This window comes from Neoaquamicrobium microcysteis, from assembly GCF_008180155.1.
Lineage (GTDB): Bacteria > Pseudomonadota > Alphaproteobacteria > Rhizobiales > Rhizobiaceae > Aerobium > Aerobium microcysteis.
In genome coordinates this window covers 82,388-101,564 of record NZ_VSZS01000055.1, presented here as the reverse complement: position 1 = coordinate 101,564, position 19,177 = coordinate 82,388, and the positions used below count along the sequence as shown (strand labels likewise).

Annotated in this window: 24 protein-coding genes; 6 read left to right on the top strand and 18 right to left on the bottom strand. The window is 64.1% G+C overall.

The window, feature by feature from the left end; translation table 11 throughout:
• Positions 1-19 precede the first annotated feature (19 nt).
• From FY036_RS04465 to FY036_RS04440, 6 genes are all read right to left on the bottom strand, one after another.
• Positions 20-607 carry a tetratricopeptide repeat protein gene (locus tag FY036_RS04465; protein ID WP_148913504.1) on the bottom strand — a complete coding sequence of 196 codons (588 nt, stop codon included), beginning with the start codon at positions 605-607 and terminating at the stop codon, positions 20-22.
• Positions 608-672: 65 nt separating this feature from the next.
• A complete protein-coding gene (gene ykgO, locus FY036_RS04460; protein WP_148913503.1) occupies positions 673-798 on the bottom strand; it encodes a type B 50S ribosomal protein L36 in 126 nt (41 codons plus the stop codon).
• Positions 799-988: 190 nt separating this feature from the next.
• The gene (locus FY036_RS04455) at positions 989-1,606 is read right to left on the bottom strand and encodes a BA14K family protein (protein ID WP_407941125.1); all 618 of its coding nucleotides are present in this window, start codon (positions 1,604-1,606) and stop codon (positions 989-991) included.
• A gap of 26 nt (positions 1,607-1,632) precedes the next feature.
• The gene (locus FY036_RS04450; protein ID WP_148913502.1) at positions 1,633-2,709 is read right to left on the bottom strand and encodes a 5-(carboxyamino)imidazole ribonucleotide synthase; all 1,077 of its coding nucleotides are present in this window, start codon (positions 2,707-2,709) and stop codon (positions 1,633-1,635) included.
• Positions 2,706-3,203, bottom strand: a complete 498-nt coding sequence (gene purE / locus FY036_RS04445; RefSeq protein WP_148913501.1) for a 5-(carboxyamino)imidazole ribonucleotide mutase — start codon at positions 3,201-3,203, stop codon at positions 2,706-2,708. The genes FY036_RS04450 and purE overlap by 4 nt, the downstream gene beginning before the upstream one ends.
• 4 nt (positions 3,204-3,207) lie before the next feature.
• Positions 3,208-3,411: a YdcH family protein gene (locus FY036_RS04440; RefSeq protein ID WP_148913500.1), complete on the bottom strand. Its 204-nt coding sequence runs from the start codon at positions 3,409-3,411 to the stop codon at positions 3,208-3,210.
• A 232-nt stretch (positions 3,412-3,643) separates the two neighbouring features.
• On the opposite strand from FY036_RS04440, the gene FY036_RS04435 reads away from it, so the two are divergent.
• Positions 3,644-3,820, top strand: coding sequence for a YdcH family protein (locus FY036_RS04435; protein WP_148913499.1), 177 nt, complete (start codon positions 3,644-3,646; stop codon positions 3,818-3,820).
• A 64-nt stretch (positions 3,821-3,884) separates the two neighbouring features.
• On the opposite strand, the gene FY036_RS04430 is transcribed toward FY036_RS04435, so the two are convergent.
• The 3 genes from FY036_RS04430 to FY036_RS04420 form a co-directional block, all read right to left on the bottom strand.
• Positions 3,885-4,148: an ArsR/SmtB family transcription factor gene (locus FY036_RS04430; protein ID WP_148913564.1), complete on the bottom strand. Its 264-nt coding sequence runs from the start codon at positions 4,146-4,148 to the stop codon at positions 3,885-3,887.
• A 29-nt stretch (positions 4,149-4,177) separates the two neighbouring features.
• Positions 4,178-5,500 (bottom strand): MFS transporter, encoded by a 1,323-nt coding sequence (locus tag FY036_RS04425; protein WP_148913498.1) that lies wholly within the window; start codon positions 5,498-5,500, stop codon positions 4,178-4,180.
• A gap of 101 nt (positions 5,501-5,601) precedes the next feature.
• Positions 5,602-5,796: a DUF1192 domain-containing protein gene (locus FY036_RS04420; RefSeq protein ID WP_148913497.1), complete on the bottom strand. Its 195-nt coding sequence runs from the start codon at positions 5,794-5,796 to the stop codon at positions 5,602-5,604.
• A gap of 102 nt (positions 5,797-5,898) precedes the next feature.
• On the opposite strand from FY036_RS04420, the gene FY036_RS04415 reads away from it, so the two are divergent.
• The 3 genes from FY036_RS04415 to FY036_RS04405 all read left to right on the top strand — a co-directional run bounded on the left by FY036_RS04415 (position 5,899) and on the right by FY036_RS04405 (position 8,186).
• Positions 5,899-6,906: an NAD(P)H-quinone oxidoreductase gene (locus FY036_RS04415; protein ID WP_235897517.1), complete on the top strand. Its 1,008-nt coding sequence runs from the start codon at positions 5,899-5,901 to the stop codon at positions 6,904-6,906.
• 6 nt (positions 6,907-6,912) lie between these two features.
• Complete coding sequence (locus FY036_RS04410) at positions 6,913-7,344, top strand: SAM-dependent methyltransferase (RefSeq protein WP_148913496.1); 432 nt, start codon at positions 6,913-6,915, stop codon at positions 7,342-7,344.
• 146 nt (positions 7,345-7,490) lie between these two features.
• Complete coding sequence (locus FY036_RS04405; RefSeq protein WP_148913495.1) at positions 7,491-8,186, top strand: DUF1013 domain-containing protein; 696 nt, start codon at positions 7,491-7,493, stop codon at positions 8,184-8,186.
• A gap of 21 nt (positions 8,187-8,207) precedes the next feature.
• Here the strand turns inward: FY036_RS04405 and FY036_RS04400 are convergent, their stop codons facing one another.
• The 5 genes from FY036_RS04400 to FY036_RS04380 form a co-directional block, all read right to left on the bottom strand.
• The gene (locus tag FY036_RS04400) at positions 8,208-8,435 is read right to left on the bottom strand and encodes an NINE protein (protein WP_148913494.1); all 228 of its coding nucleotides are present in this window, start codon (positions 8,433-8,435) and stop codon (positions 8,208-8,210) included.
• Between the two features lie 69 nt (positions 8,436-8,504).
• On the bottom strand, positions 8,505-9,194 hold the full coding sequence (locus tag FY036_RS04395; protein WP_148913493.1) for a helix-turn-helix transcriptional regulator: 690 nt from the start codon (positions 9,192-9,194) through the stop codon (positions 8,505-8,507).
• 117 nt (positions 9,195-9,311) lie between these two features.
• Positions 9,312-9,479 carry a DUF1127 domain-containing protein gene (locus FY036_RS04390; RefSeq protein ID WP_148913492.1) on the bottom strand — a complete coding sequence of 56 codons (168 nt, stop codon included), beginning with the start codon at positions 9,477-9,479 and terminating at the stop codon, positions 9,312-9,314.
• 88 nt (positions 9,480-9,567) lie between these two features.
• Positions 9,568-10,827 (bottom strand): Hsp70 family protein, encoded by a 1,260-nt coding sequence (locus tag FY036_RS04385; RefSeq protein ID WP_148913491.1) that lies wholly within the window; start codon positions 10,825-10,827, stop codon positions 9,568-9,570.
• Between the two features lie 126 nt (positions 10,828-10,953).
• Positions 10,954-12,861, bottom strand: a complete 1,908-nt coding sequence (locus FY036_RS04380) for a propionyl-CoA synthetase (RefSeq protein ID WP_148913490.1) — start codon at positions 12,859-12,861, stop codon at positions 10,954-10,956.
• A 156-nt stretch (positions 12,862-13,017) separates the two neighbouring features.
• Here FY036_RS04380 and FY036_RS23880 point away from each other — a divergent pair, with 156 nt between their 5' ends.
• The gene (locus FY036_RS23880; protein WP_201744692.1) at positions 13,018-13,185 is read left to right on the top strand and encodes a hypothetical protein; all 168 of its coding nucleotides are present in this window, start codon (positions 13,018-13,020) and stop codon (positions 13,183-13,185) included.
• A 38-nt stretch (positions 13,186-13,223) separates the two neighbouring features.
• On the opposite strand, the gene FY036_RS04375 is transcribed toward FY036_RS23880, so the two are convergent.
• The 4 genes from FY036_RS04375 to tkt form a co-directional block, all read right to left on the bottom strand.
• A complete protein-coding gene (locus FY036_RS04375; RefSeq protein ID WP_268932159.1) occupies positions 13,224-14,135 on the bottom strand; it encodes a fructose bisphosphate aldolase in 912 nt (303 codons plus the stop codon).
• Positions 14,136-14,267: 132 nt separating this feature from the next.
• Complete coding sequence (locus FY036_RS04370) at positions 14,268-15,461, bottom strand: phosphoglycerate kinase (RefSeq protein WP_148913489.1); 1,194 nt, start codon at positions 15,459-15,461, stop codon at positions 14,268-14,270.
• A gap of 23 nt (positions 15,462-15,484) precedes the next feature.
• Positions 15,485-16,492 (bottom strand): type I glyceraldehyde-3-phosphate dehydrogenase, encoded by a 1,008-nt coding sequence (gene gap, locus FY036_RS04365; RefSeq protein ID WP_148913488.1) that lies wholly within the window; start codon positions 16,490-16,492, stop codon positions 15,485-15,487.
• A 156-nt stretch (positions 16,493-16,648) separates the two neighbouring features.
• Complete coding sequence (tkt, locus tag FY036_RS04360) at positions 16,649-18,640, bottom strand: transketolase (protein WP_148913487.1); 1,992 nt, start codon at positions 18,638-18,640, stop codon at positions 16,649-16,651.
• A gap of 257 nt (positions 18,641-18,897) precedes the next feature.
• On the opposite strand from tkt, the gene FY036_RS04355 reads away from it, so the two are divergent.
• Positions 18,898-19,170, top strand: a complete 273-nt coding sequence (locus FY036_RS04355) for a DUF4164 domain-containing protein (protein WP_148913486.1) — start codon at positions 18,898-18,900, stop codon at positions 19,168-19,170.
• Positions 19,171-19,177: the final 7 nt, after the last annotated feature.

The following is a 19,177-nucleotide window of genomic DNA, read 5'->3' as shown; positions in this document are numbered from 1 at the left end:
AGGCGATCCGGATGGCCTGTCAAATACCTTCGCCTGCCAGTTCGTCAGCCAGCGTGCCGAGTTCTGTCTGGGCGCTTCGCATCATTGGATAGACGTCCAGCACGCGCTCATAAGCGTGCATCGCGGCTTCCTTTCGCCCCGAATTTTTCAGGATGGTGGCCATCCCGCCCAACGCACCGAAATGACGCGGCTCAAGCTGTAGCGTCCGGCCGATATCGGCCATCGACTTGGCATAGTTGTCCATCGCGAAATGCAGCGTTGCGCGGCGATTCCAGCCCTCCGCATAGTCGGGAGCGAGCGTGACGACCTGATCGAGGAAATCCATCGCCGCGTCGTTCTTCTTGTCCTCGATGGCCTTTTGCGACCATCGCATCAGAAGATCGATGGAAGCGCTGCCGGAGCGCATCCATTCCTGCCGGATGCGATTGGCGAGCCGTTCGGCCGCCTGCTCGCTGCGCGCGCGCTTGAGCTCGACGAACAACTGGTCCACCCGCGCCTGCGGCTCCTCCACGCTGAGGCTGGCGTTGGCGCGCCCGGTGGTCTGGGCCACCGCCCCGGCCGGCAAAGCAAGGAGAATCGCGAGCGCAATGGCAAAAACGTTCCGCATGCGACGGAATCTACCCTCGCATCGCGGAACGTCAAACTGAAATTCGCGTGAGAAGCCGCCGGGGCTCAGCCCTGGCGAGCCTTGAAGCGCGGCGCGGTCTTGTTGATGATGTAGACGCGGCCCTTGCGGCGAACCATGCGGTTGTCGCGGTGACGGCTCTTCAGCGCCTTGAGCGAGTTCTTGATCTTCATCGGTCTAGCCCGTTTTTCCTGATGCCCTGACGGGCCGAACATAAAGGCGCGCTCAAGGCGCGCCGCAAATCTGCGCTGGCTCTTAGACGAGATGGCGTAGGGCTGTCAACCTTCGAGCGGTCGTGGGACCGCCCTTTTCAGACGACGGGAGCGGGCTCGCACCGTATGCGAGCCCGCCTGAAGTTCGGACTCAGCCGTAAGGCGACGTGCACTGACGGCGCGGACCGTTATAGGGCTGATACGTGTTGTCCGACGCACGGTATGAACGCCAGCGATCATAGCACCACTGCACATGCGCGGAGCCGCCGCCGGGACGTGCCGCGGGCGCCTGGTTCATCGCGCCGCCGATGATGGCGCCGGCGATGAACGCTGCGGGCGGGAACCACCAGCCATTGTGCTGGCGATAGCCCGGACGATGATCCCGGTAACCTCGGTGTCCACGCCAGTAGGCGCTCTGGCCGCGACGTTCGAAACGATCGCGCCCGCGATCCCTGTCTCGGCCTCTCCAGTTGTCGCGAAGAACCTCGCGATCTCGGCGCATCTCGCGATCCCGTCGAAATTCCAGCTGCACGTTGGAAACATCCGGTGAAGCGATCGGCGCGTTCGGCACGACTACCGGCACAGCGGCAGCCGGAGCGACCGTGCCGACCATGAATGTCAACGCCAGCGCGTGGCACATGGCGGATGAGAATTTGAACATTATGTAAGCCTCCTGCTGAGTCCCTGTCGCAGGAAGAACGGCGCGCACGCAATTTTGTTTCGTTACAAAATCGCAATCTTTGCGCGAGGCGATGTTGCGGTCGGTCAATCTTGGCGCGCGTCCTGGCAGACGGGTTACCGCACCAGCTTCGTGAAATGGCCCATCTTGCGGCCGGGCCTCGCCTCTGCCTTGCCGTACAGATGCAGGACGAGGTCGCGCTCGCCCAGAAGCACCGGCACGCGCGCTACGTCGTCTCCGATCAGGTTCTCCATCACGCAGTCGGAGTGACGCTCGGTTTCGCCCAGCGGCAATCCAGCCACGGCGCGGATGTGCTGCTCGAACTGCGAGATCGAACAGGCGGCCTCGGTCCAGTGGCCGGAATTGTGAACGCGCGGTGCGATTTCGTTCGCCACCACCGAGCCGTCGCCAAGCACGAAGAACTCGACCCCGATAACGCCGACATAGTCGAGGCCTTCGAGGATGGCTCTTGCGGCGTCGCGTGCAGCATCCATCGTCTGCGCGGAGGCCTCTGCTGGCACGGTCGATGTATGGAGGATGCCGTCGCGGTGCACGTTCTCGGCGGGTTCGTACACGGCCAGACGCCCGTCGCGTCCGCGTGCGGCGATCACCGAGATTTCGCGCTCGAAGGGCACCAGCGCCTCCAGGATGAGCGGGACGCCGCCCATAGCCGCAAAGACGCCCGTCGCCGGTTCGGGGCTTCCGTGGCGGAACACACGCTGACCCTTCCCGTCATAGCCAAGCCGCCGCGTTTTCAGCACGCCCTCACCGCCGAACTCCGCAAGCGCTGCGTCAAGGTCGGCCTCGCTGTCGACGGCGCGGAAACGGGCGGTCAATATGCCCATGTCGTTGAGCGCGGTCTTCTCCGTTAGCCTGTCCTGAGCGACCTCGAGCGCGTGTGGCGGCGGAAACACCGGCACGTCGGCGGCAAGCGCCAGAGCGGCCTCGACGGGAACATTCTCGAACTCGTAGGTGACGACCGCGCATTCGCGGGCAAGCTCGGCCAGCGCGTGCGCATCGTCATAGGCCGCCACGATCTGCCGGTTGGCAACCTGGGCTGCGGGGCAATCGCCCTGCGGCTCCAGCACGGTGATGCGATAGCCCAGCCGCGCGGCAGCCATGGCAAGCATGCGGCCCAGCTGGCCGCCGCCGATGATGCCGATGGTCGAGCCGGGCGAAAGCGGCAGGGTCATGCTTCGTCCGAAGGCCGCTCCGCGACCCTGTCCGTCTGGGCGGTGCGCCAAGCATCGAGGCGGCGCGCCAGCCCGTCATCCGACAATGCGAGCACCGCGGCTGCCAGCAGCGCGGCATTGACGGCGCCGGCCTTGCCGATGGCCAGCGTACCGACCGGGATGCCCGCCGGCATCTGCACGATGGAGAGAAGCGAATCTTGCCCCGACAGCGCCTTCGATTCGACCGGCACGCCGAAGACCGGCAACGGCGTCAGCGCGGCGGCCATGCCCGGCAGATGCGCCGCACCGCCGGCTCCCGCGACGATCACCTTGAAGCCGGCCGCTTTCGCACCGGTGGCGAAGTCGTAGAGCCGCTTGGGCGTGCGGTGCGCGGAAACGATGAGGCTTTCATGCGGCACGCCCAGCGCATCGAGCGTTTCCGCGGCGTGGCGCATCGTGGCCCAGTCGGACTGGCTGCCCATGATGATGGCCACGTCGGCTTTGGTTGTCGTCATGTCCTCACGCGATGATGTCGGGGATGATGCGGTCTTCCAGCTCCTGAAGCCGATCCTTCAGCGCCAGCTTTTTCTTTTTCATCCGCTGGACCTGGAGCGCGTCGCAGCCCATTGCGATCATGGCGTTGATCGCGGCGTCGAAGTCCGTGTGTTCCTGCTTGACCTTTGCAAACTCGAGACGAATCTCGGCTTGTTCCTGTTCCGACATGCTCTACCGTCTGAAGAATCTGGGCGACTGAACGCCTGTGCGGGCGGGCTCCGGGGCTTCCGCGACCGGCGCGCGCCTAATACCACATTTCGACGTGTCGGGAAATAATACTACTCACTATTCGACACTGCCACATTTCGGTGCCACAGTGTCATCGCGCTGTCATGCACAGACGCCCTGCGGTGGACGCCTGCGACAGTGCGATCGAGGAACCATGAAGGGAGAGCCTATCATGTCTCTTGCATCCCATCTTGCAGAGCTGCAGCGTAAACACGGTGATATCGAGCGTGAGATCGACGAAGCCTTGGCACATCCATCGGTCGATGGCTTGGATATCGTGAAACTCAAGCGGCGCAAGCTGGCCATCAAGGACGAGATAGAAAAACTGAAGTCGCCGACACGGCATTGACGAACTTCGGTTTGGACTTGAAGGGCGGCGCATGCCGCCCTTTTTGCATCCGGCGAAACCCGCCTCATTCTTCCCAGAACTGATCCAGCCATATGTTGAGTTTCAGGAATCCCTGCTGGCTCAGCGCATAAATGCGTTTCGTCCCCTCGTTGCGCGCGCTGACGAGACCCGTATCCAGCAAGACCTTGAGATGCTGCGAAACCGCAGGGCGGGAGACCGGCAGGCCGCTGGCCAGTTCGTTGACGGTCTTCGGCCCGCGCCTCAGCTCCTCGAGCAGATGGCGGCGATTGGCGTCTGCTATGGCCATGAACGCATCGGGCTGTGTCATGGCCATTTGTAACCCGACGTTGCGGAAACTCAATCGGGTTGTCGCGCCTCGTCTGCCGACTTGCCGTCATCGGGCGAAGGCATGTCGGTCGGGGGCGCGTCGGGCGCGGCATGGCTGTCGGTGTCGCTGCGCGGATCGAGCAGCACTGCCTGTGGAGTAACCGCACGCTCTGCCGGCAGTGTCTTGAAGGCCTCGCGATCCTCGACCGGCACCGCCGCGCGCTGCCTCGTGCGCAGCATCGCATAACCGGCAAGCACGAAGTGGGCTGCGGCCGTCGCCAGAAACAGGCTTTCGGGTCGCATCCGCGCCATCAGGAACGCGCCGACAAGAGGCCCTATCATCGTGCCGAACCCGTAGAGCAGCAACAGGCCGCCGGAAACCTTGACGAAATCCTCCGTGCTGGCGTGGTCGTTGGCATGCGCGACGGCTATCGAATAGAGCGTGTAGGCAAGCGAGCCGTAAGATGCGGTGAGAATGAGGATCGCAGTGCCCGAACGTGGCGCGAAGAAGAACAAGACAAGCGCGAAGATCGCCGCACCGAACGCTGCGGCCGCGAGCACATAGCGTCGGTCGGTGATGTCCGAAACGCGGCCGATGGGCAGCTGCGTCACCGCCCCGGCCACCACGACGAGGCTCATCATCAGGGCGATCTCGGCCGTGGAGATGCCCACTCGAGCGCCGTAAACCGCGCCGAGCGTGCCCCATGCGCCGTTGGCCACACCCACGAGCACGCAGCCTACAGCCGCCACCGGAGAGTTGGAATAGAGTCCGCGCAGGTCGAGCGTCACGTCTGCAAGCGGTTTCGGCGTCGCCGCTGACGAAACGGCGGTTGGGATGAGCGACGCACAGAAGAAGATGCCCGCCACCATGAAGAGCGCTGCGGTGTTCACGTCCGCGAACGCCACGATCATCTGGCCGCCCATGATCGAGGCGTAGGTGACCATCATATAGAGGCCGAAGACGGTGCCACGGTTTTCGTTGGTCGCCTTTTCATTCAGCCAGCTCTCGATGATCATGAACGCCCCGGCCATGGTGAAGCCGGTGCCCGCCCTGAGCACGATCCAGACATATTCGTCGATCCACAGGCCGGTGAGCAGCGCGATTATGGCTCCCGAAGCGGCAAATGCGCCGAACGCGCGCACATGCCCGACCTTGCGCACGAGGCGCGGCGCGAAATAGCAGCCGGCGATGAAGCCGCCCGCCCAAGCCGTTCCGAAAAGTCCCAGCGAGGCGGTGGAGAAGCCTTCCGCCTGCCCGCGCAGCGGCAGGAGCAGTCCGTGCAGGCCCGAGGCGGCAAGCAGAAAGGCCGTGCCGCGCAGAAGCGAAAAGATCGGGCGGTATGTGGCAAGCATGTCGGCGGGCTATCCGTATCTCGCGTCGGTGGGTGATTCGAACCTAACGCATATTCTGGCGATACCGTGCCCATATGCGACGGATCGCCTGCGATCCACTCCTATTCGCGACGAAAGAGCGCTTCGGCTGCAAGCCGTGTCGAGCCCTTGGCTTGGAGCTCGCTTTCGAGGCGGCCTATCTCGGCCTTGAGCTGACCGATCCGCTCCTCCAGGTCGCCGACCGAAAGCATCGACAAATCCTGCCCGATCTCGTGGGCGCGCTTTGGCTTGACCGGTTCCTCGTCGAACAGTGCCATTCTGCTGTTCCTCCGCTTTGCCTTACGGGCGATAAGTCTACATAAGTGAGGCGGGTGGTGGCAAATTGCCTCACGCCCAAGCGAATGACGCATGAGGACAGCATGGCCGCGCACAGCATTCCCGACAAGATGACCGCGATCGCGATCACCGAGCCCGGCGGGCCGCTCGTGCTGAAGCCGGAGAGGCGTGACGTACCCACCCCGGCTGCAGGCGAAATCCTTATCCGCGTGCGTGCGGCGGGCGTGAACCGTCCCGACATCCTGCAGCGCAAGGGCGCCTATCCGCCGCCTCCCGGCGCGTCCGACCTGCCGGGTCTGGAAGCTGCTGGCGAGGTGGCCGCCATTGGCGAAGGGGTGAGGCGCTGGCGTGTCGGCGAGACGGTTACGGCGCTGACCCCGGGTGGCGGCTACGCCGAATATGTAGCGGTGCATGAGACGAATGCGCTGCCCATTCCCCACGGCTTCACCTTCACCGAGGCAGCGGCCATTCCCGAAACCTTCTTCACCGTGTGGCACAACGTCTTCCAGCGCGGCGGGCTGACGAAGGGCGAGAGCTTCCTCGTCCATGGCGGGTCTTCCGGCATCGGGACGACGGCGATCCAGCTTGCCAGAGCGCTCGGCGCAAGGGTGTTCACGACCGCCGGCTCGGCGGAAAAATGCGAAGCCTGCGTAAGGCTCGGCGCACACCGCGCGATCAACTATCGCGAGCAGGACTTCGTCGCCGCCGTGAAGGACGAGACGGGCGGCAAGGGCGTCGATGTGATCCTCGACATGGTCGGCGGCGACTATGTCGACCGCAACTACGAGGCAGCGGCCGTTGAGGGTCGCATCGTGCAGATCGCCACGCTGGGAGGCCCGAAGTCTACCGCCAATTTCGCGCGGCTGATGGTCAAGCGCCTGACCCACACCGGCTCGACGCTGCGGCCCCGTTCGGTCGAGTTCAAGGGCAGGATCGCCTCGGAGCTTGAGGCGCAGGTATGGCCGCTTCTGGCCGATCGCAGGATCGCGCCTGTGATGGATATGATCTTCCCGCTCAAGGAAGCCTGGCGCGCCCATGAGCGGATGGAGGAAGGCGAGCACATCGGCAAGATCGTGCTGGACGTAGCCTAAAAGGCAATGACCGGGCATATCTCGACCCGCCTTCTGACGATCGTCGATGCCCTGCCGCTTTTGCTCGGCATGCGGGTGCTGGAGATCGGCTGCGGCCCCGGTTCGGCAGCCCGCGAGATAGCACGGAGGATCGGCGGCGGCCACGTTGTTGCCATCGACCGGTCGCAGAAAGCCATCGCGCAGGCGGTGGTCTCATGCCATGAAGAGATAGCCTCCGGTGCGCTTTCCTTGCGCCACGCGGCCATCGAGGATTTCGAGCTTGCGGCCGGCGAGCCGTTGTTCGATCTCGCATTTGCGATCCGGGTCGGCGCGCTCGATGGGCGGCACCCGGAGGCCGGCGCAATGGCGATGGCGCGGATAGCAGCGCTCCTGAAACCGCAGGCCCGGATGTTCATCGATGGTGGTGACCCGCTGCGAGAATTGCCGATCCCCCGCTAGCCGGTCGGCTGCTTCGGCTGTCGTGGATTCGCGCTTTTCGTTGCGGATCGAACAAAATGCCGCTATATGCGTCACTGATTTCCCAAATTGGTGGCTCTGCCCACCGCCCGCGACAGGGACGCGGGCGAACGAGAAGGATTTTATCCATGGCCAACACGCTTCTGATGCCCAAGGCGACCGCCGTCTGGCTTGTCGACAACACCGCCCTGTCGTTCGACCAGATCGCCAATTTCTGCAAGCTGCATCCGCTGGAAGTGAAGGCGATCGCAGACGGCGAAGCCGCACAAGGCATCAAGGGTCTCGATCCGGTAATGACAGGCCAGCTTTCGCGCGACGAGATCGCCAAGGGCGAGGCCAATCCGGAGCACCGGCTCAAGCTCAGCGACCCGAAGGTGCGCGTCCCCGAATCCAAGCGCCGCGCGCCGCGCTATACGCCGCTGTCCAAGCGCCAGGACCGGCCCAACGCCATCCTATGGCTGGTCAAGAACCACCCGGAACTGAAGGATGCGCAGATTTCGCGCCTCGTGGGTACGACGAAGTCGACGATCGAGCAGATCCGCAACCGCACCCACTGGAACTCGAACAACCTCGTTCCGATGGACCCAGTGACGCTGGGCCTGTGCTCGCAGATCGACCTCGATCTGGAAGTCCAGCGCGCCTCGCGCGGCCAGCCGGCCGCCGCACCCACCGGCGATACGCTGCTTCCCGCCTCGATGACCGAGACGCTGGAGGTGCGCGAGAAGACGCCCGCCAAGGACGACGACGAACTCGACGCCGATGCCGTCTTCGCCAAGCTTTCGTCGCTCAAGTCGACCGCGACGGACGAAGACGAAGATCAGTAGGCTTGCGGCGCGGGCTGTGTGTCAACGCGCACGGCCCGCTTCGATTTCCTCGACCCGGCGTTCAAGGTTTGCCTGCCTCAGCATCGACGGCAGCAGGAACAGATCGATGATCTGGCCGATGCCCAGCAGGCCCAGGGTGAAAAGCCAGAGGAGCCCGGTCCAGAACCGACCGAGATAGATGCGGTGCAGCCCGCAGAAACCTGCAAGGCCCACCAGCCACAAGAGAAAAGCCACGGGTCCCGATTTCATCGCAATGTCCAATCCTGTCCGTTGCCGTTCAGATAGGAAGCCGGACGGAGCAATGCGAGATGGAATGCGTCAGCCGTGGCCGCGCACTTCCCAGGTGCGGTAGAAGTCCGCGAGCTGTTTGCCGCGCTCATGGCGAAAGGTGCGGCCCGCCGACACGGTTCCTGCGATGCGGTCTATCCGGAACGCGCGGAAATCGTCGCGCAGTTCGCACCACGCAACCAGCGTCCAAACCTTTCCCCAGAACCAGAGGCCGAGCGGACGAATCTCGCGCTTGGAGGCTTTGCCGGCCTCGTCGCTGTAGTCGATGGCGAGCACGTCGCGCGCATCGACGGCGCGCTCGAGCAGGTCGATCAGTTTGCGCTGCTCGTCGCTGACCACCCAGTCGGGCATGTGGATTTCGGTTCGTGCGATGCGCGCCTTTTCCTGGTCCGGCAGCACTGCGCCGATCTTGACCAGCGCCTCTTCGGCCGCCCGCGCCATCTGAGCACCGCCGAAGGCGCGAACCATGCGCGCACCCGCCACCAGCGCCACGATCTCGTCACGGGTGAACATAAGCGGCGGAAGGTCGAAGCCTTCCCTCATCAGGTAGCCGACGCCAGCCTCGCCATCGATCGGCACACCCGTCGACTGCAGATCGGCAATGTCGCGATAGATGGTGCGCTCCGACACCTCCAGCCGCTCGCCAAGCATGCGCGCGGTCACGAGGCGTCCACCGCGCAGATGCTGGACGATCTGGAAAAGGCGGTCTGCGCGGCGCATGGAAGTCGGTCCTCGAACGACGGAACGTGGGAGGCCGACTATGGCAGGAGCCTCCTGACAACATTCTGTCAGGAGGCTGGCGGGAGGGAAAGCCATATGCGGTCATAAGGACCGCCGTCAGTTCCGGCGCGTGCGGTCGGGCAGCGCATCCGGCCAACCGATGTCCTTGCGCAGTTGCGGCGGCAGATCGCTGATGATGCGGCGCGCCTTCATGTTCTGGCGATAGGCGCGCCAGCGGCTGAGCGTGTCTTCGACGAGGGCGAAAATGAGGGGCGAGCGGTGCATGGGATCTCTCCTTTCGTTCTGGAAGGAGACTTTGCCACACCCCTGCCGACAGCCTTGCGTCAGCAGGTTTCCAACACCCTGCGAACGCTCAGGCGAAGCGCCTTGCCGCGTCCACCGCCAGCCCGAGCCCCACTGCCCCGAAGCGGTCCGTCTGCGCAATGCGGGCGTGGGCAAAGCGTATCACGGCTGCGCGCCTCACGGCGGGCACCTGCGCGCCGCCGCCCGTCATCACCACCGTGTCGATGGCTTCTGCCGCGACACCGGCAGCCGCCAGCGCGTCGTCGATGGCGATTTCGATCCTGCCGACCAGCTCGGCGCTGGCATCGTCGAACTCGCCCCGCGTGACGGGCACCGCCAGCGACAGGCCGGGTTCCTTCAGCGTGATTTCGGCCTCTGCCGCGTCGGTCAGCTCGATCTTCGCCTTCTCCACCTGCGCGGCAAGCCGGTGGCCGGAACGGTGCACAAGCAGATGCTCGTAGATGTCGAGCTTTTCCGGCTCGGCAGCCTCCCGCTTGAGCTGCTGGATGTCGCGCATCGTGCGCGGCGTATAGAGCTGGTTGATCTTGTGCCACGTCGCCATGTCGTTGAAGTACCAGACCGGCAAATGACGCTTGCCGTCCTTCGTCAGGCTGCCCAGCCCCATGTTCGGCATTACCCTGGCGATGTTGAGCTGGCGGTCGAAATCGGTGCCCCCGACATGAACGCCCGACGTGCTCAGGATATCGTCTCGGCGATCCGCCGCGCGGCTGCGCTCCGGCGAAAGCCGCAGCACCGAGAAGTCCGACGTGCCGCCGCCGATGTCGACTACCAGAGCCAGCGCCTCTGCATTCAGCTCGCGCTCGAAATTCATCGCGGCCGCCACCGGCTCGAACTGGAACTCGACATGCTTGAAGCCCTCCGCGCGGGCGGCCGCCTCCAGCTGGTCCTGCGCGGTTCGGTCGGCTTCCTCGTTGCCGTCGATGAAGAACACAGGCCGCCCCAGCACGACATGCTCCGGCATCTCGCCGTGCTGCGTTTCCAGCCTCTCGCGCAGATTGCGCAGGAAGCGTGCGATCAGCCCCTGAAAGGTCATCCGGTCGCGGCCGACCTGCGTCGTCTCCTTCATCAGGCTGGTGCCGAGAATCGATTTCAGCGCACGCATGAAGCGCCCCTCCGCGCCGTCCATGTATTCGTGCACGGCGGAGCGGCCGAAATGGACGCTGCCGTCCTCGAGGCTGAAGAACAGGGCCGAAGGGATCGTCACCTGCTCCCCTTCCAAGGGTATCAGATGGGGCGCGCCACCCGGCGCGCACAAGCCGACGGTGGAGTTGGTGGTGCCGAAATCGACACCACAGTGAAGTCGGGTCATGGAAAAGGCTCGCAAGGCGTTGCCGCCGACGCAGGCGCGTCGCGGCTCGGGGATGATCGGAAAGGGTGGCCCCTCTACCGCATCGGGACCGTGAAGGGAACCCCGAAACCGCCTGCCCTGCCCGCTCTAGATCCCGATGCCTTTGCCTTTCAGCGCAGCCGTGATCTCGTCGAGGATCGCCGGATCGTCGATCGTGGCAGGCATAGCCCAGTCTTGCCTGTCGGCGATCTTCTGCATCGTGCCGCGCAGGATCTTGCCGGAGCGCGTCTTGGGCAGCCGCTTGACCGCGACGACCGACTTGAAGGCCGCGACCGGCCCGATGCGTTCGCGCACCAGCGCCACGACTTCCTGCTCGATCTCGGCCCCGTCGCGCGCCACGCCCGCGTTCAGCACGACGAACCCGCAGGGCACCTGCCCCTTCATTGGATCGGCGATGCCTATCACCGCACATTCCGCCACATCGGGATGCTCAGCGACCACCTCCTCCATGCCGCCGGTCGAAAGCCGATGCCCGGCGACATTGATGATGTCGTCCGTACGGGCCATGATGAAGAGGTAGCCGTCATCATCGACGAGCCCAGCATCCGCCGTCTTGTAGTAGCCTGGAAACTCTGAGAGATAGGCTTTCCGGAAGCGTTCGTCGGCGTGCCACAGCGTCGGCAGGCAACCCGGCGGCAGCGGCAGCTTGATGACGACATTGCCGAGCGTTCCATTTGGAACCGGATGCCCCGCATCGTCGAGAACCCGCACGTCGTAGCCTGGCATGGGCACCGCCGGAGAGCCGTACTTGACCGGAAGCTGCCCGAGCCCGATCGGGTTCTGGCTGATCGGGTGGCCGGTTTCCGTCTGCCACCAGTGATCGATCACCGGCACGCCGAGCTGCGCCTCCGCCCATTTGATGGTCTCGGGGTCGGCCCTCTCGCCTGCCAGAAACAGGGTGCGGAACTTCGACAGGTCGTGCTTGCGTACGAACTCGCCCTTGGAATCCTGCCCCTTGATGGCGCGAAACGCGGTCGGCGCGGTAAACATCGCGACCACACCATGCTCGGCGATCACGCGCCAGAACGTGCCCGCATCGGGCGTGCCGACCGGCTTTCCCTCGAAGAGAATGCTCGTGCAGCCATGCAGCAACGGGGCGTAGACGATGTAGGAATGGCCAACCACCCAGCCTACGTCGGATGCGGCCCAGAACGCTTCTCCCGGCTCGACGCCGAACTCGTTCCACATCGACCATTTGAGCGCGACCATGTGGCCGCCATTGTCGCGCACGACGCCCTTGGGCTGTCCGGTCGTGCCGGAAGTATAGAGCACGTAGAGCGGGTCGGTGGCGGAGACGGCCACGCATTCGACCTCGGCTCCCGATGCCTTGGCGGCAGCGACTGCCTCTGCCATGTCTATGTCGCGGCCGGCGACGAGATCGCATTCCTGCTGTTCGCGCTGCAGGATCACGCAGCTTTCAACCTTGTGCTTTGCCATGTCGATGGCGCCGTCGAGCAGCGGCTTGTAGGCCACCACGCGGCCCGGTTCGATGCCGCAGGACGCGGACACGATCAGCTTCGGCCGGGCATCGTCGATGCGGGTTGCAAGCTCGCGCGCGGCAAAGCCGCCGAAGACGACGGAATGCACCGCACCCAGCCGGGCGCATGCGAGCATCGCGAACACCGCTTCAGGCACCATCGGCATGTAGATGATGACGCGGTCGCCCTTGACCACGCCTTGGTCGCGGAGCACGGCTGCCAACGCCACCACTTCCTGCTTCAGCTGCGCGTAGGTGAAGCTCTTCTTGGCGCCGGTGATCGGGCTGTCGTAGACAAGCGCAAGCTGGTCTGCACGCCCGCCCTCGACATGGCGATCGACGGCGTTGAAGCAGGTGTTGCACACGCCGTCCACGAACCAACGACCATAGACGCCCGCCTCCGGATCGAAAACAGCCCGCGGCGCGGTGATCCAGTCTATCCCCCTTGCCGCTTCCGCCCAGAATGCCTCGGGATCGCTCTTCCAGCCCGCATAGACGTCGTGATACCGCGATGCCAAGTTCTCCTCCCTGCTGCGCCGCCTCAATCTCAGTTTTAGGCGCAAAGGGCCGCCGCCGTCCATCTGACTAACGACGAAGGCTATCGGCTGTCTTTGACAGGTGCCGGCGATGCTGCTCAAAGAGACCGGCCGCACTGGCGCGGCATCGGAGCCGGCATGACGAAGATACTGTCCCTGCTGATGGTGGGCCTCATGGTCATCCAGATCATCAAGCCGCTCGGGCTTCCGGGGCTCAAGCGCCGCGCGGACTTCTGGAAGCTTGCGGTGATCGCGTTTGCGATGATCGTCGTGACGGCAGGCCTCAGTCACTCCCCTTCAAACTGAAAGCCCGGCCGAAGCCGGGCTCAGGGGACGCCGTTCCGTCAGTTGGCGCGGGAAGCCTCGAAGATGCTGTCGATCGCCTCGCCCAGGGCCGCGTCGAACTCCGCATCGCTCTGCTTGGCCGAAAGCCCTTCGGTCAGTGCGCGTGAGAAGCTGGCGATCATGCCTTCATTCTGCTTCAGCTTCGCGTTCGCGTCATCGCGGGAATAGCCGCCCGACAGCGCCACCACGCGCATTACGCGCGGATCGTCGATGAGCGGCTTGTAGAGGTTCGGCTTCGTCGGCAGCGTCAGCTTCAACATCACCTGCTTGCCGACCGGCACGCTGTCCAGATGCTTGCGGATTTCGGCGAGCAGGATGTCTTCCGCCTCTGCCTTGTCGGCGATCGAGATCGTAACCTCCGGCTCGATGATCGGGACGAGGCCATGGGCCACGATTTGCCTGCCAACCTCGAACTGCTGCTCGACCACCGCTGCGATGCCCTTGGGGTTTGCCGCGTCGATCACCGAACGCATCTTGGTGCCGAAGACACCCTTCGCGACGGCGCGCTCGAGCAGCGCGTCGAGATCGGGCATCGGCTTCATCAGCTTGACGCCGTCCTTTTCGTCGGCAAGGCCCTTGTCGACCTTCAGGAACGGGACGACGCCACGCTCTTCCCACAGATACTGCGCAGTCGGCGTGCCGTCGATGTCGCGGTCCATCGTCTGCTCGAACAGGATCGCGCCCATGACCTTGTCGCCCGTGAAGGCGGGCGACTTGATTATGCGCGCGCGCATCTGGTGGATGAGATCGAACATCTCGGCATCGTTCGACCACGCGCCCTCTTCGACGCCGTAGAGCTTGAGCGCCTTGGGCGTCGAGCCGCCCGACTGATCGAGCGCTGCAATGAAGCCGTCCTTGGTGGCGGCCTGTCGGGTCATTGCGGGTACGATGTCTTGTTGCCGTTCGCTCATGTCACGTCTCCAGTTTGTTCTTCATAGCGCGCTTACCAGAAGCACCGGTTGAACGGAATGGAACGGCGATTTTCGAATCGATTGAAAGCGATTTCAATTGTTTAAGACGGCGAGCCGGGAGCGAATTGCGGGTTACCTAGACAATGCCACAACGCCGGGCAGCTCCTTGCCTTCCATCCATTCCAGGAAAGCGCCGCCGGCCGTCGACACATAGGTGAAATCGTCGGCCACGCCGGCATGGTTGAGGGCCGCCACCGTGTCACCGCCGCCAGCAACCGAAACCAGCTTGCCAGCCTTCGTCTGTGCGGCCGCAAACTTCGCAGCGGCCACGGTAGCTGCGTCGAAGGGTGCGATCTCGAATGCACCGAGGGGGCCGTTCCATACCAGCGTCGCAGCGCGCCCGATCCAGTGGTTGATCGTCTCCACGGTCTTCGGCCCGACATCGAGGATCATGCCATCCGCCGGCACGGCATCCACGGCCACGACCTCATTGGCCGCGTTGGCCTTGAATTCCTTGGCCACCACGGCGTCGGACGGCAGCACGATTGCGCAGCCCGCGCTCGCCGCCTCGATCATGATCTGCTTTGCGGTCGGCGCGAGATCGTGTTCACACAGCGACTTGCCGACATCCGTGCCGCGTGCGGCCAGGAACGTATTGGCCATGCCGCCGCCGATGACGAGCGCATCCACCTTCTTCACGAGGTTCGTCAGCAGGTCGATCTTGGTGGAAACCTTGGCACCGCCGACGATGGCGACGACTGGTTTCACCGGCTTGCCCAGCCCCTTTTCGAGGGCTTCGAGTTCGGCCTGCATGGTGCGGCCTGCATAGGCCGGCAGCACGCGCGCCAGCCCCTCGGTGGAGGCATGCGCGCGGTGGGCGGCCGAGAACGCGTCGTTCACGTAAAGATCGCCATTGGCGGCAAGCGCCTTGACGAAATCCGGGTCGTTCTTTTCCTCGCCCTTGTGAAAGCGGGTGTTTTCCAGAAGCAGGACGTCGCCGTCCTTCATCGCCGCGATGGCAGACGCAGCAGCATCGCCGATGCAGTCAGGTGCAAAGGCGACCGGCTTGCCAAGAACCGTGCTTGTCGCTTTCGCGATCGGCGCCAGCGAATATTCGGCGTTCGGCTCGCCCTTCGGTCGACCGAAATGCGCGAGAAGGATCACCTTCGCGCCCTTGTCCGAAAGTTCGGCAATGGTCGGCGCGACACGCTCGATGCGCGTCGCGTCGGTTACCTCGCCGTCCTTGGCAGGAACGTTGAGGTCGACGCGGACCAAGACCCGCTTCCCTGCAACATCAGCGTCGTCGAGAGTGCGAAATCCAGCCATGATCGACCTCAGAGTTTCTTGCCTTAGATGGTCTTCCCGAGCGCGACGGCGGTATCGGCCATGCGGTTGGAGAAGCCCCATTCGTTGTCGTACCACGACATCACGCGCACCAGATCGCCGTCGATCACCTTTGTCTGGTCGAGCGCGAAGGTCGACGAATGCGCGTCGTGATTGAGGTCGATCGAAACCAGCGGTTCCTTTGTGTAGGCGAGGATGCCCTTGAGTGCGCCGTCTGCGGCAGCGATCAGCGCGTTGTTCACTTCCTCGACCGTCACCTTCTTCTTCGGCACGAACTTGAAGTCGATGACCGAAACGTTCGGGGTCGGCACGCGGATGGACACGCCATCGAGCTTGCCCTTGAGTTCCGGCAGCACGAGGCCGACGGCCTTGGCGGCACCGGTGGAGGTCGGGATCATCGAGACGGCTGCCGCGCGGGCGCGGTAGAGGTCCTTGTGCATCGTATCGAGCGTCGGCTGGTCGCCCGTATACGCGTGAACCGTGGTCATGAAGCCCTTCTCGATGCCGAACGCATCGTTGAGCACCTTGGCCACCGGCGCGAGGCAGTTGGTGGTGCACGAGGCGTTGGAGATCACGATGTGATCTTTGGTGAGCTTGTCGTGGTTGACGCCATAGACCACGGTCAGGTCGGCATTGTCGGCAGGGGCCGAAACGATGACGCGCTTGGCGCCGCCTGCCAGATGGGCCGATGCCTTCTCCTTTGAGGTGAATATGCCGGTGCACTCCAGGACGATATCGACGCCCAGATCGCCCCAGGGCAGCTTGGACGGGTCGCGCTCGGCAAAAACCTTGAAGGAGTCGTCGCCGACCGTGATCGTGTCGCCGTCGACCTTCACCTCGCTCGGGAAGCGTCCATGCACGCTGTCGTAGCGCAGCAGATGCGCGTTGGTCTCGACCGGGCCGAGGTCGTTGATGGCGACGACGTCGATGTCCTTGCGCCCGCTCTCATAGATGGCGCGGACGATGTTCCGGCCGATGCGGCCAAATCCGTTGATGGCGACTTTCACGGTCATGGGGCGGTCTCCCGAGAGGCTGGAAAAGCGTTTTCCCGCGGCGCAGCGCATGGCGCACCGCCAGGGCAGCGCTTCCATAGCGGCGCTGCGCCCAAGAATCCAGCGTCACACCCGATAAAACCGATTAGCACACGAACCGGATCATCCGGCGCACGGTCATGCCTTGGTTAGCCGCTTCTCCACCGCCGCGACCGCGGCCTCGGCAGTGATGCCGAAATGCTTGTAGAGGTCTTCGATACGGCCGCTCGCGCCAAAGCCATTCATGCCGACAAACAACCCGTCGGATCCGATGATCGCATCCCAGCCCTGACGGATACCGGCCTCGATGGCCATCCTGACGGGCGCTTTTCCGATTATGCCTGCGCGGTATTCTGCACTCTGCGCCTCGAAGAGCTCGAAGCAGGGCACGGAAACGACGCGCGTCGCGATGCCGCGCTTTTCTAGCTCCGCGCGTGCCGCCACCGCTATCTCGACTTCCGATCCGGTGGCGAAGATGCTGACCTGCGCATCCTTGCTGGCGGGCGCCAGTTCGTACGCACCCTTCGCGCAGAGGTTTTCGGCCGTGTGCTGAACGCGCAGCGCCGGCAGGTTTTGGCGGGTAAGCGCCAGCGTGGAAGGCGTCTTGGTGGACTCCAGCGCGATCTGCCAACATTCGGCGGCTTCGACCGCGTCGGCCGGGCGCATCACGTTGTGATTGGGGATCGCGCGCAACGCCGCCAGATGCTCCACCGGCTGGTGCGTAGGGCCGTCTTCGCCAAGGCCGATGGAATCGTGCGTCATGACGAAGATCGAGCGGATGCCCATCAGCGACGCGAGACGCATCGATGGGCGTGCATAATCGGAGAACGTCAGGAACGTCCCGCCATAGGGAATGATGCCGCCGTGCAGCGTCAATCCGTTCATCGCAGCCGCCATACCGTGCTCGCGAATCCCGTAATAGACGTAGCGTCCGGTATAATCCCCAGGCTTGATCGGATTGGTCTGGCTTGTTTTGGTATTATTGGATCCCGTCAGGTCGGCCGAACCGCCGATTGTTTCCGGCACGACGGCGTTTATGACCTCGAGCGCCATCTCCGACGACTTGCGGGTCGCGACCTTCGGCTTGTCTTCCGAAAGCTTCTTCTTGTAGTCGATGATCGCCTGGTCGAAACCTTCCGGCAGGTCGCCGCGCATGCGGCGCTCGAACTCGCCGCGGGTTTCGGCATCGGCCGCGGCCAGACGCTTTTCCCACTCCCTGCGCTCCTTCGCTGCGCGCAGGCCGGCCACGCGCCAGGCGTCGAGAACATCGGAAGGAACGACGAAAGGCTCGGAATCCCAGCCCAGCGCCTTGCGCGCGCCGGAGATCTCTTCCGCGCCCAGGGGCGAGCCGTGAACCTTGTTGGTGCCCGCCTTGCTAGGCGCGCCGAAACCGATGGTCGTCTTGGCGGCGATCAGCGTCGGGCGGTCGGATTTCTTTGCCGCGTCCAGCGCGTCGGCGATCGCCTCGGGATCATGGCCGTCGATGCGCAGCGTGTTCCAGCCCGAGGCCTCGAAACGCTTGCACTGGTCGGTGGAGTCGGACAGCGAGATCGCACCGTCGATGGAGATGTTGTTGTCGTCCCAGATAACGACCAGCTTGTTGAGCTTCAGGTGACCTGCAAGCGAGATCCCTTCCTGGCTGATACCTTCCATGAGGCAGCCGTCGCCCGCCAGCACATAGGTGTGGTGATCGACCAGATCGTCGCCAAAGCGGGCATTGAGAATGCGTTCGGCCAGCGCCATGCCCACCGAGTTGGCAAGCCCCTGCCCGAGCGGGCCGGTGGTGGTCTCGATGCCGGCTGCATGGCCCCACTCCGGGTGGCCGGCGGTGCGCCAGCCGAGCTGGCGGAAATTCTTGATCTGGTCGAGGTCGATATCCTCGTAGCCGGTCAGGTAGAGCAGCGAATAGAGCAGCATGGAGCCGTGGCCGGCAGACAGCACGAAGCGGTCGCGGTCGGCCCAGTTGGGGCTGTGCGGGTCATAGGACAGGAACCGGGTGAACAGCACGGTCGCAATGTCGGCGGCGCCCATCGGCAGCCCGGGATGGCCCGAATTCGCCTTCTCGACCGCATCCATGGAAAGGAAGCGGATCGCATTGGCCATGCGGTCGTGCATTTCGCGTGTGGTCATGATCGCTCGCTTGTCGTCCAGCGCAGAAAAATGGGCCTAAACCGGCCCGCAAAGGCGACGCGACACATAGCAGGCGCGCGCCCCGAGTCAACGTCGGCGGGACTTCTGTGCGCAGGCTTTCGCACGTTCGGAGCGCTTTGACGGGGGATAGAGGAAACGGCCTCGTTGACGCCCGCTTCACACGAAGCCTAATGTTTTATTTGTAACGCGCTGGGAAACCGCGCGATTCGGCACCATCCGCGCGATGGACGGAAGCGATGACCGGGGAAGCGACCCTCAAGGAAGTTATAGCCCGCCTGGGCAAGGCGATAGACACGCTGGAAGACGCGGTTGCGGCCCGGATCGAGCGCGAGCAGGACTATGGCGAGGCCGAAGCCGAGGTGCAGCGCATGAACGCCGACCGCGCCCGGCTGGCGCAGGAGCTCGACAGTTCCGAAGCGCGCGCCGACCGGCTGGAAGAGGCCAACAAGGAGGTCTCGCGCCGGCTGGTGGCGGCGATGGAGACGATCCGCGCCGTGCTCGACAGATAGGGACGAT

Bases quoted from the DNA above. Each gene is read 5' to 3' on its own strand.
- FY036_RS04465 (WP_148913504.1), bottom strand. From the start codon at position 607: ATGCGGAACGTTTTTGCCATTGCGCTCGCGATTCTCCTTGCTTTGCCG.
- ykgO (WP_148913503.1), bottom strand. From the start codon at position 798: ATGAAGATCAAGAACTCGCTCAAGGCGCTGAAGAGCCGTCACCGCGAC.
- FY036_RS04450 (WP_148913502.1), bottom strand. From the start codon at position 2,709: ATGACCCTGCCGCTTTCGCCCGGCTCGACCATCGGCATCATCGGCGGC.
- purE (WP_148913501.1), bottom strand. From the start codon at position 3,203: ATGACGACAACCAAAGCCGACGTGGCCATCATCATGGGCAGCCAGTCC.
- FY036_RS04440 (WP_148913500.1), bottom strand. From the start codon at position 3,411: ATGTCGGAACAGGAACAAGCCGAGATTCGTCTCGAGTTTGCAAAGGTC.
- FY036_RS04435 (WP_148913499.1), top strand. From the start codon at position 3,644: ATGTCTCTTGCATCCCATCTTGCAGAGCTGCAGCGTAAACACGGTGAT.
- FY036_RS04430 (WP_148913564.1), bottom strand. From the start codon at position 4,148: ATGACACAGCCCGATGCGTTCATGGCCATAGCAGACGCCAATCGCCGC.
- FY036_RS04425 (WP_148913498.1), bottom strand. From the start codon at position 5,500: ATGCTTGCCACATACCGCCCGATCTTTTCGCTTCTGCGCGGCACGGCC.
- FY036_RS04420 (WP_148913497.1), bottom strand. From the start codon at position 5,796: ATGGCACTGTTCGACGAGGAACCGGTCAAGCCAAAGCGCGCCCACGAG.
- FY036_RS04415 (WP_235897517.1), top strand. From the start codon at position 5,899: ATGGCCGCGCACAGCATTCCCGACAAGATGACCGCGATCGCGATCACC.
- FY036_RS04410 (WP_148913496.1), top strand. From the start codon at position 6,913: ATGACCGGGCATATCTCGACCCGCCTTCTGACGATCGTCGATGCCCTG.
- FY036_RS04405 (WP_148913495.1), top strand. From the start codon at position 7,491: ATGGCCAACACGCTTCTGATGCCCAAGGCGACCGCCGTCTGGCTTGTC.
- FY036_RS04400 (WP_148913494.1), bottom strand. From the start codon at position 8,435: ATGAAATCGGGACCCGTGGCTTTTCTCTTGTGGCTGGTGGGCCTTGCA.
- FY036_RS04395 (WP_148913493.1), bottom strand. From the start codon at position 9,194: ATGCGCCGCGCAGACCGCCTTTTCCAGATCGTCCAGCATCTGCGCGGT.
- FY036_RS04390 (WP_148913492.1), bottom strand. From the start codon at position 9,479: ATGCACCGCTCGCCCCTCATTTTCGCCCTCGTCGAAGACACGCTCAGC.
- FY036_RS04385 (WP_148913491.1), bottom strand. From the start codon at position 10,827: ATGACCCGACTTCACTGTGGTGTCGATTTCGGCACCACCAACTCCACC.
- FY036_RS23880 (WP_201744692.1), top strand. From the start codon at position 13,018: ATGACGAAGATACTGTCCCTGCTGATGGTGGGCCTCATGGTCATCCAG.
- FY036_RS04375 (WP_268932159.1), bottom strand. From the start codon at position 14,135: ATGAGCGAACGGCAACAAGACATCGTACCCGCAATGACCCGACAGGCC.
- FY036_RS04370 (WP_148913489.1), bottom strand. From the start codon at position 15,461: ATGGCTGGATTTCGCACTCTCGACGACGCTGATGTTGCAGGGAAGCGG.
- gap (WP_148913488.1), bottom strand. From the start codon at position 16,492: ATGACCGTGAAAGTCGCCATCAACGGATTTGGCCGCATCGGCCGGAAC.
- tkt (WP_148913487.1), bottom strand. From the start codon at position 18,640: ATGACCACACGCGAAATGCACGACCGCATGGCCAATGCGATCCGCTTC.
- FY036_RS04355 (WP_148913486.1), top strand. From the start codon at position 18,898: ATGACCGGGGAAGCGACCCTCAAGGAAGTTATAGCCCGCCTGGGCAAG.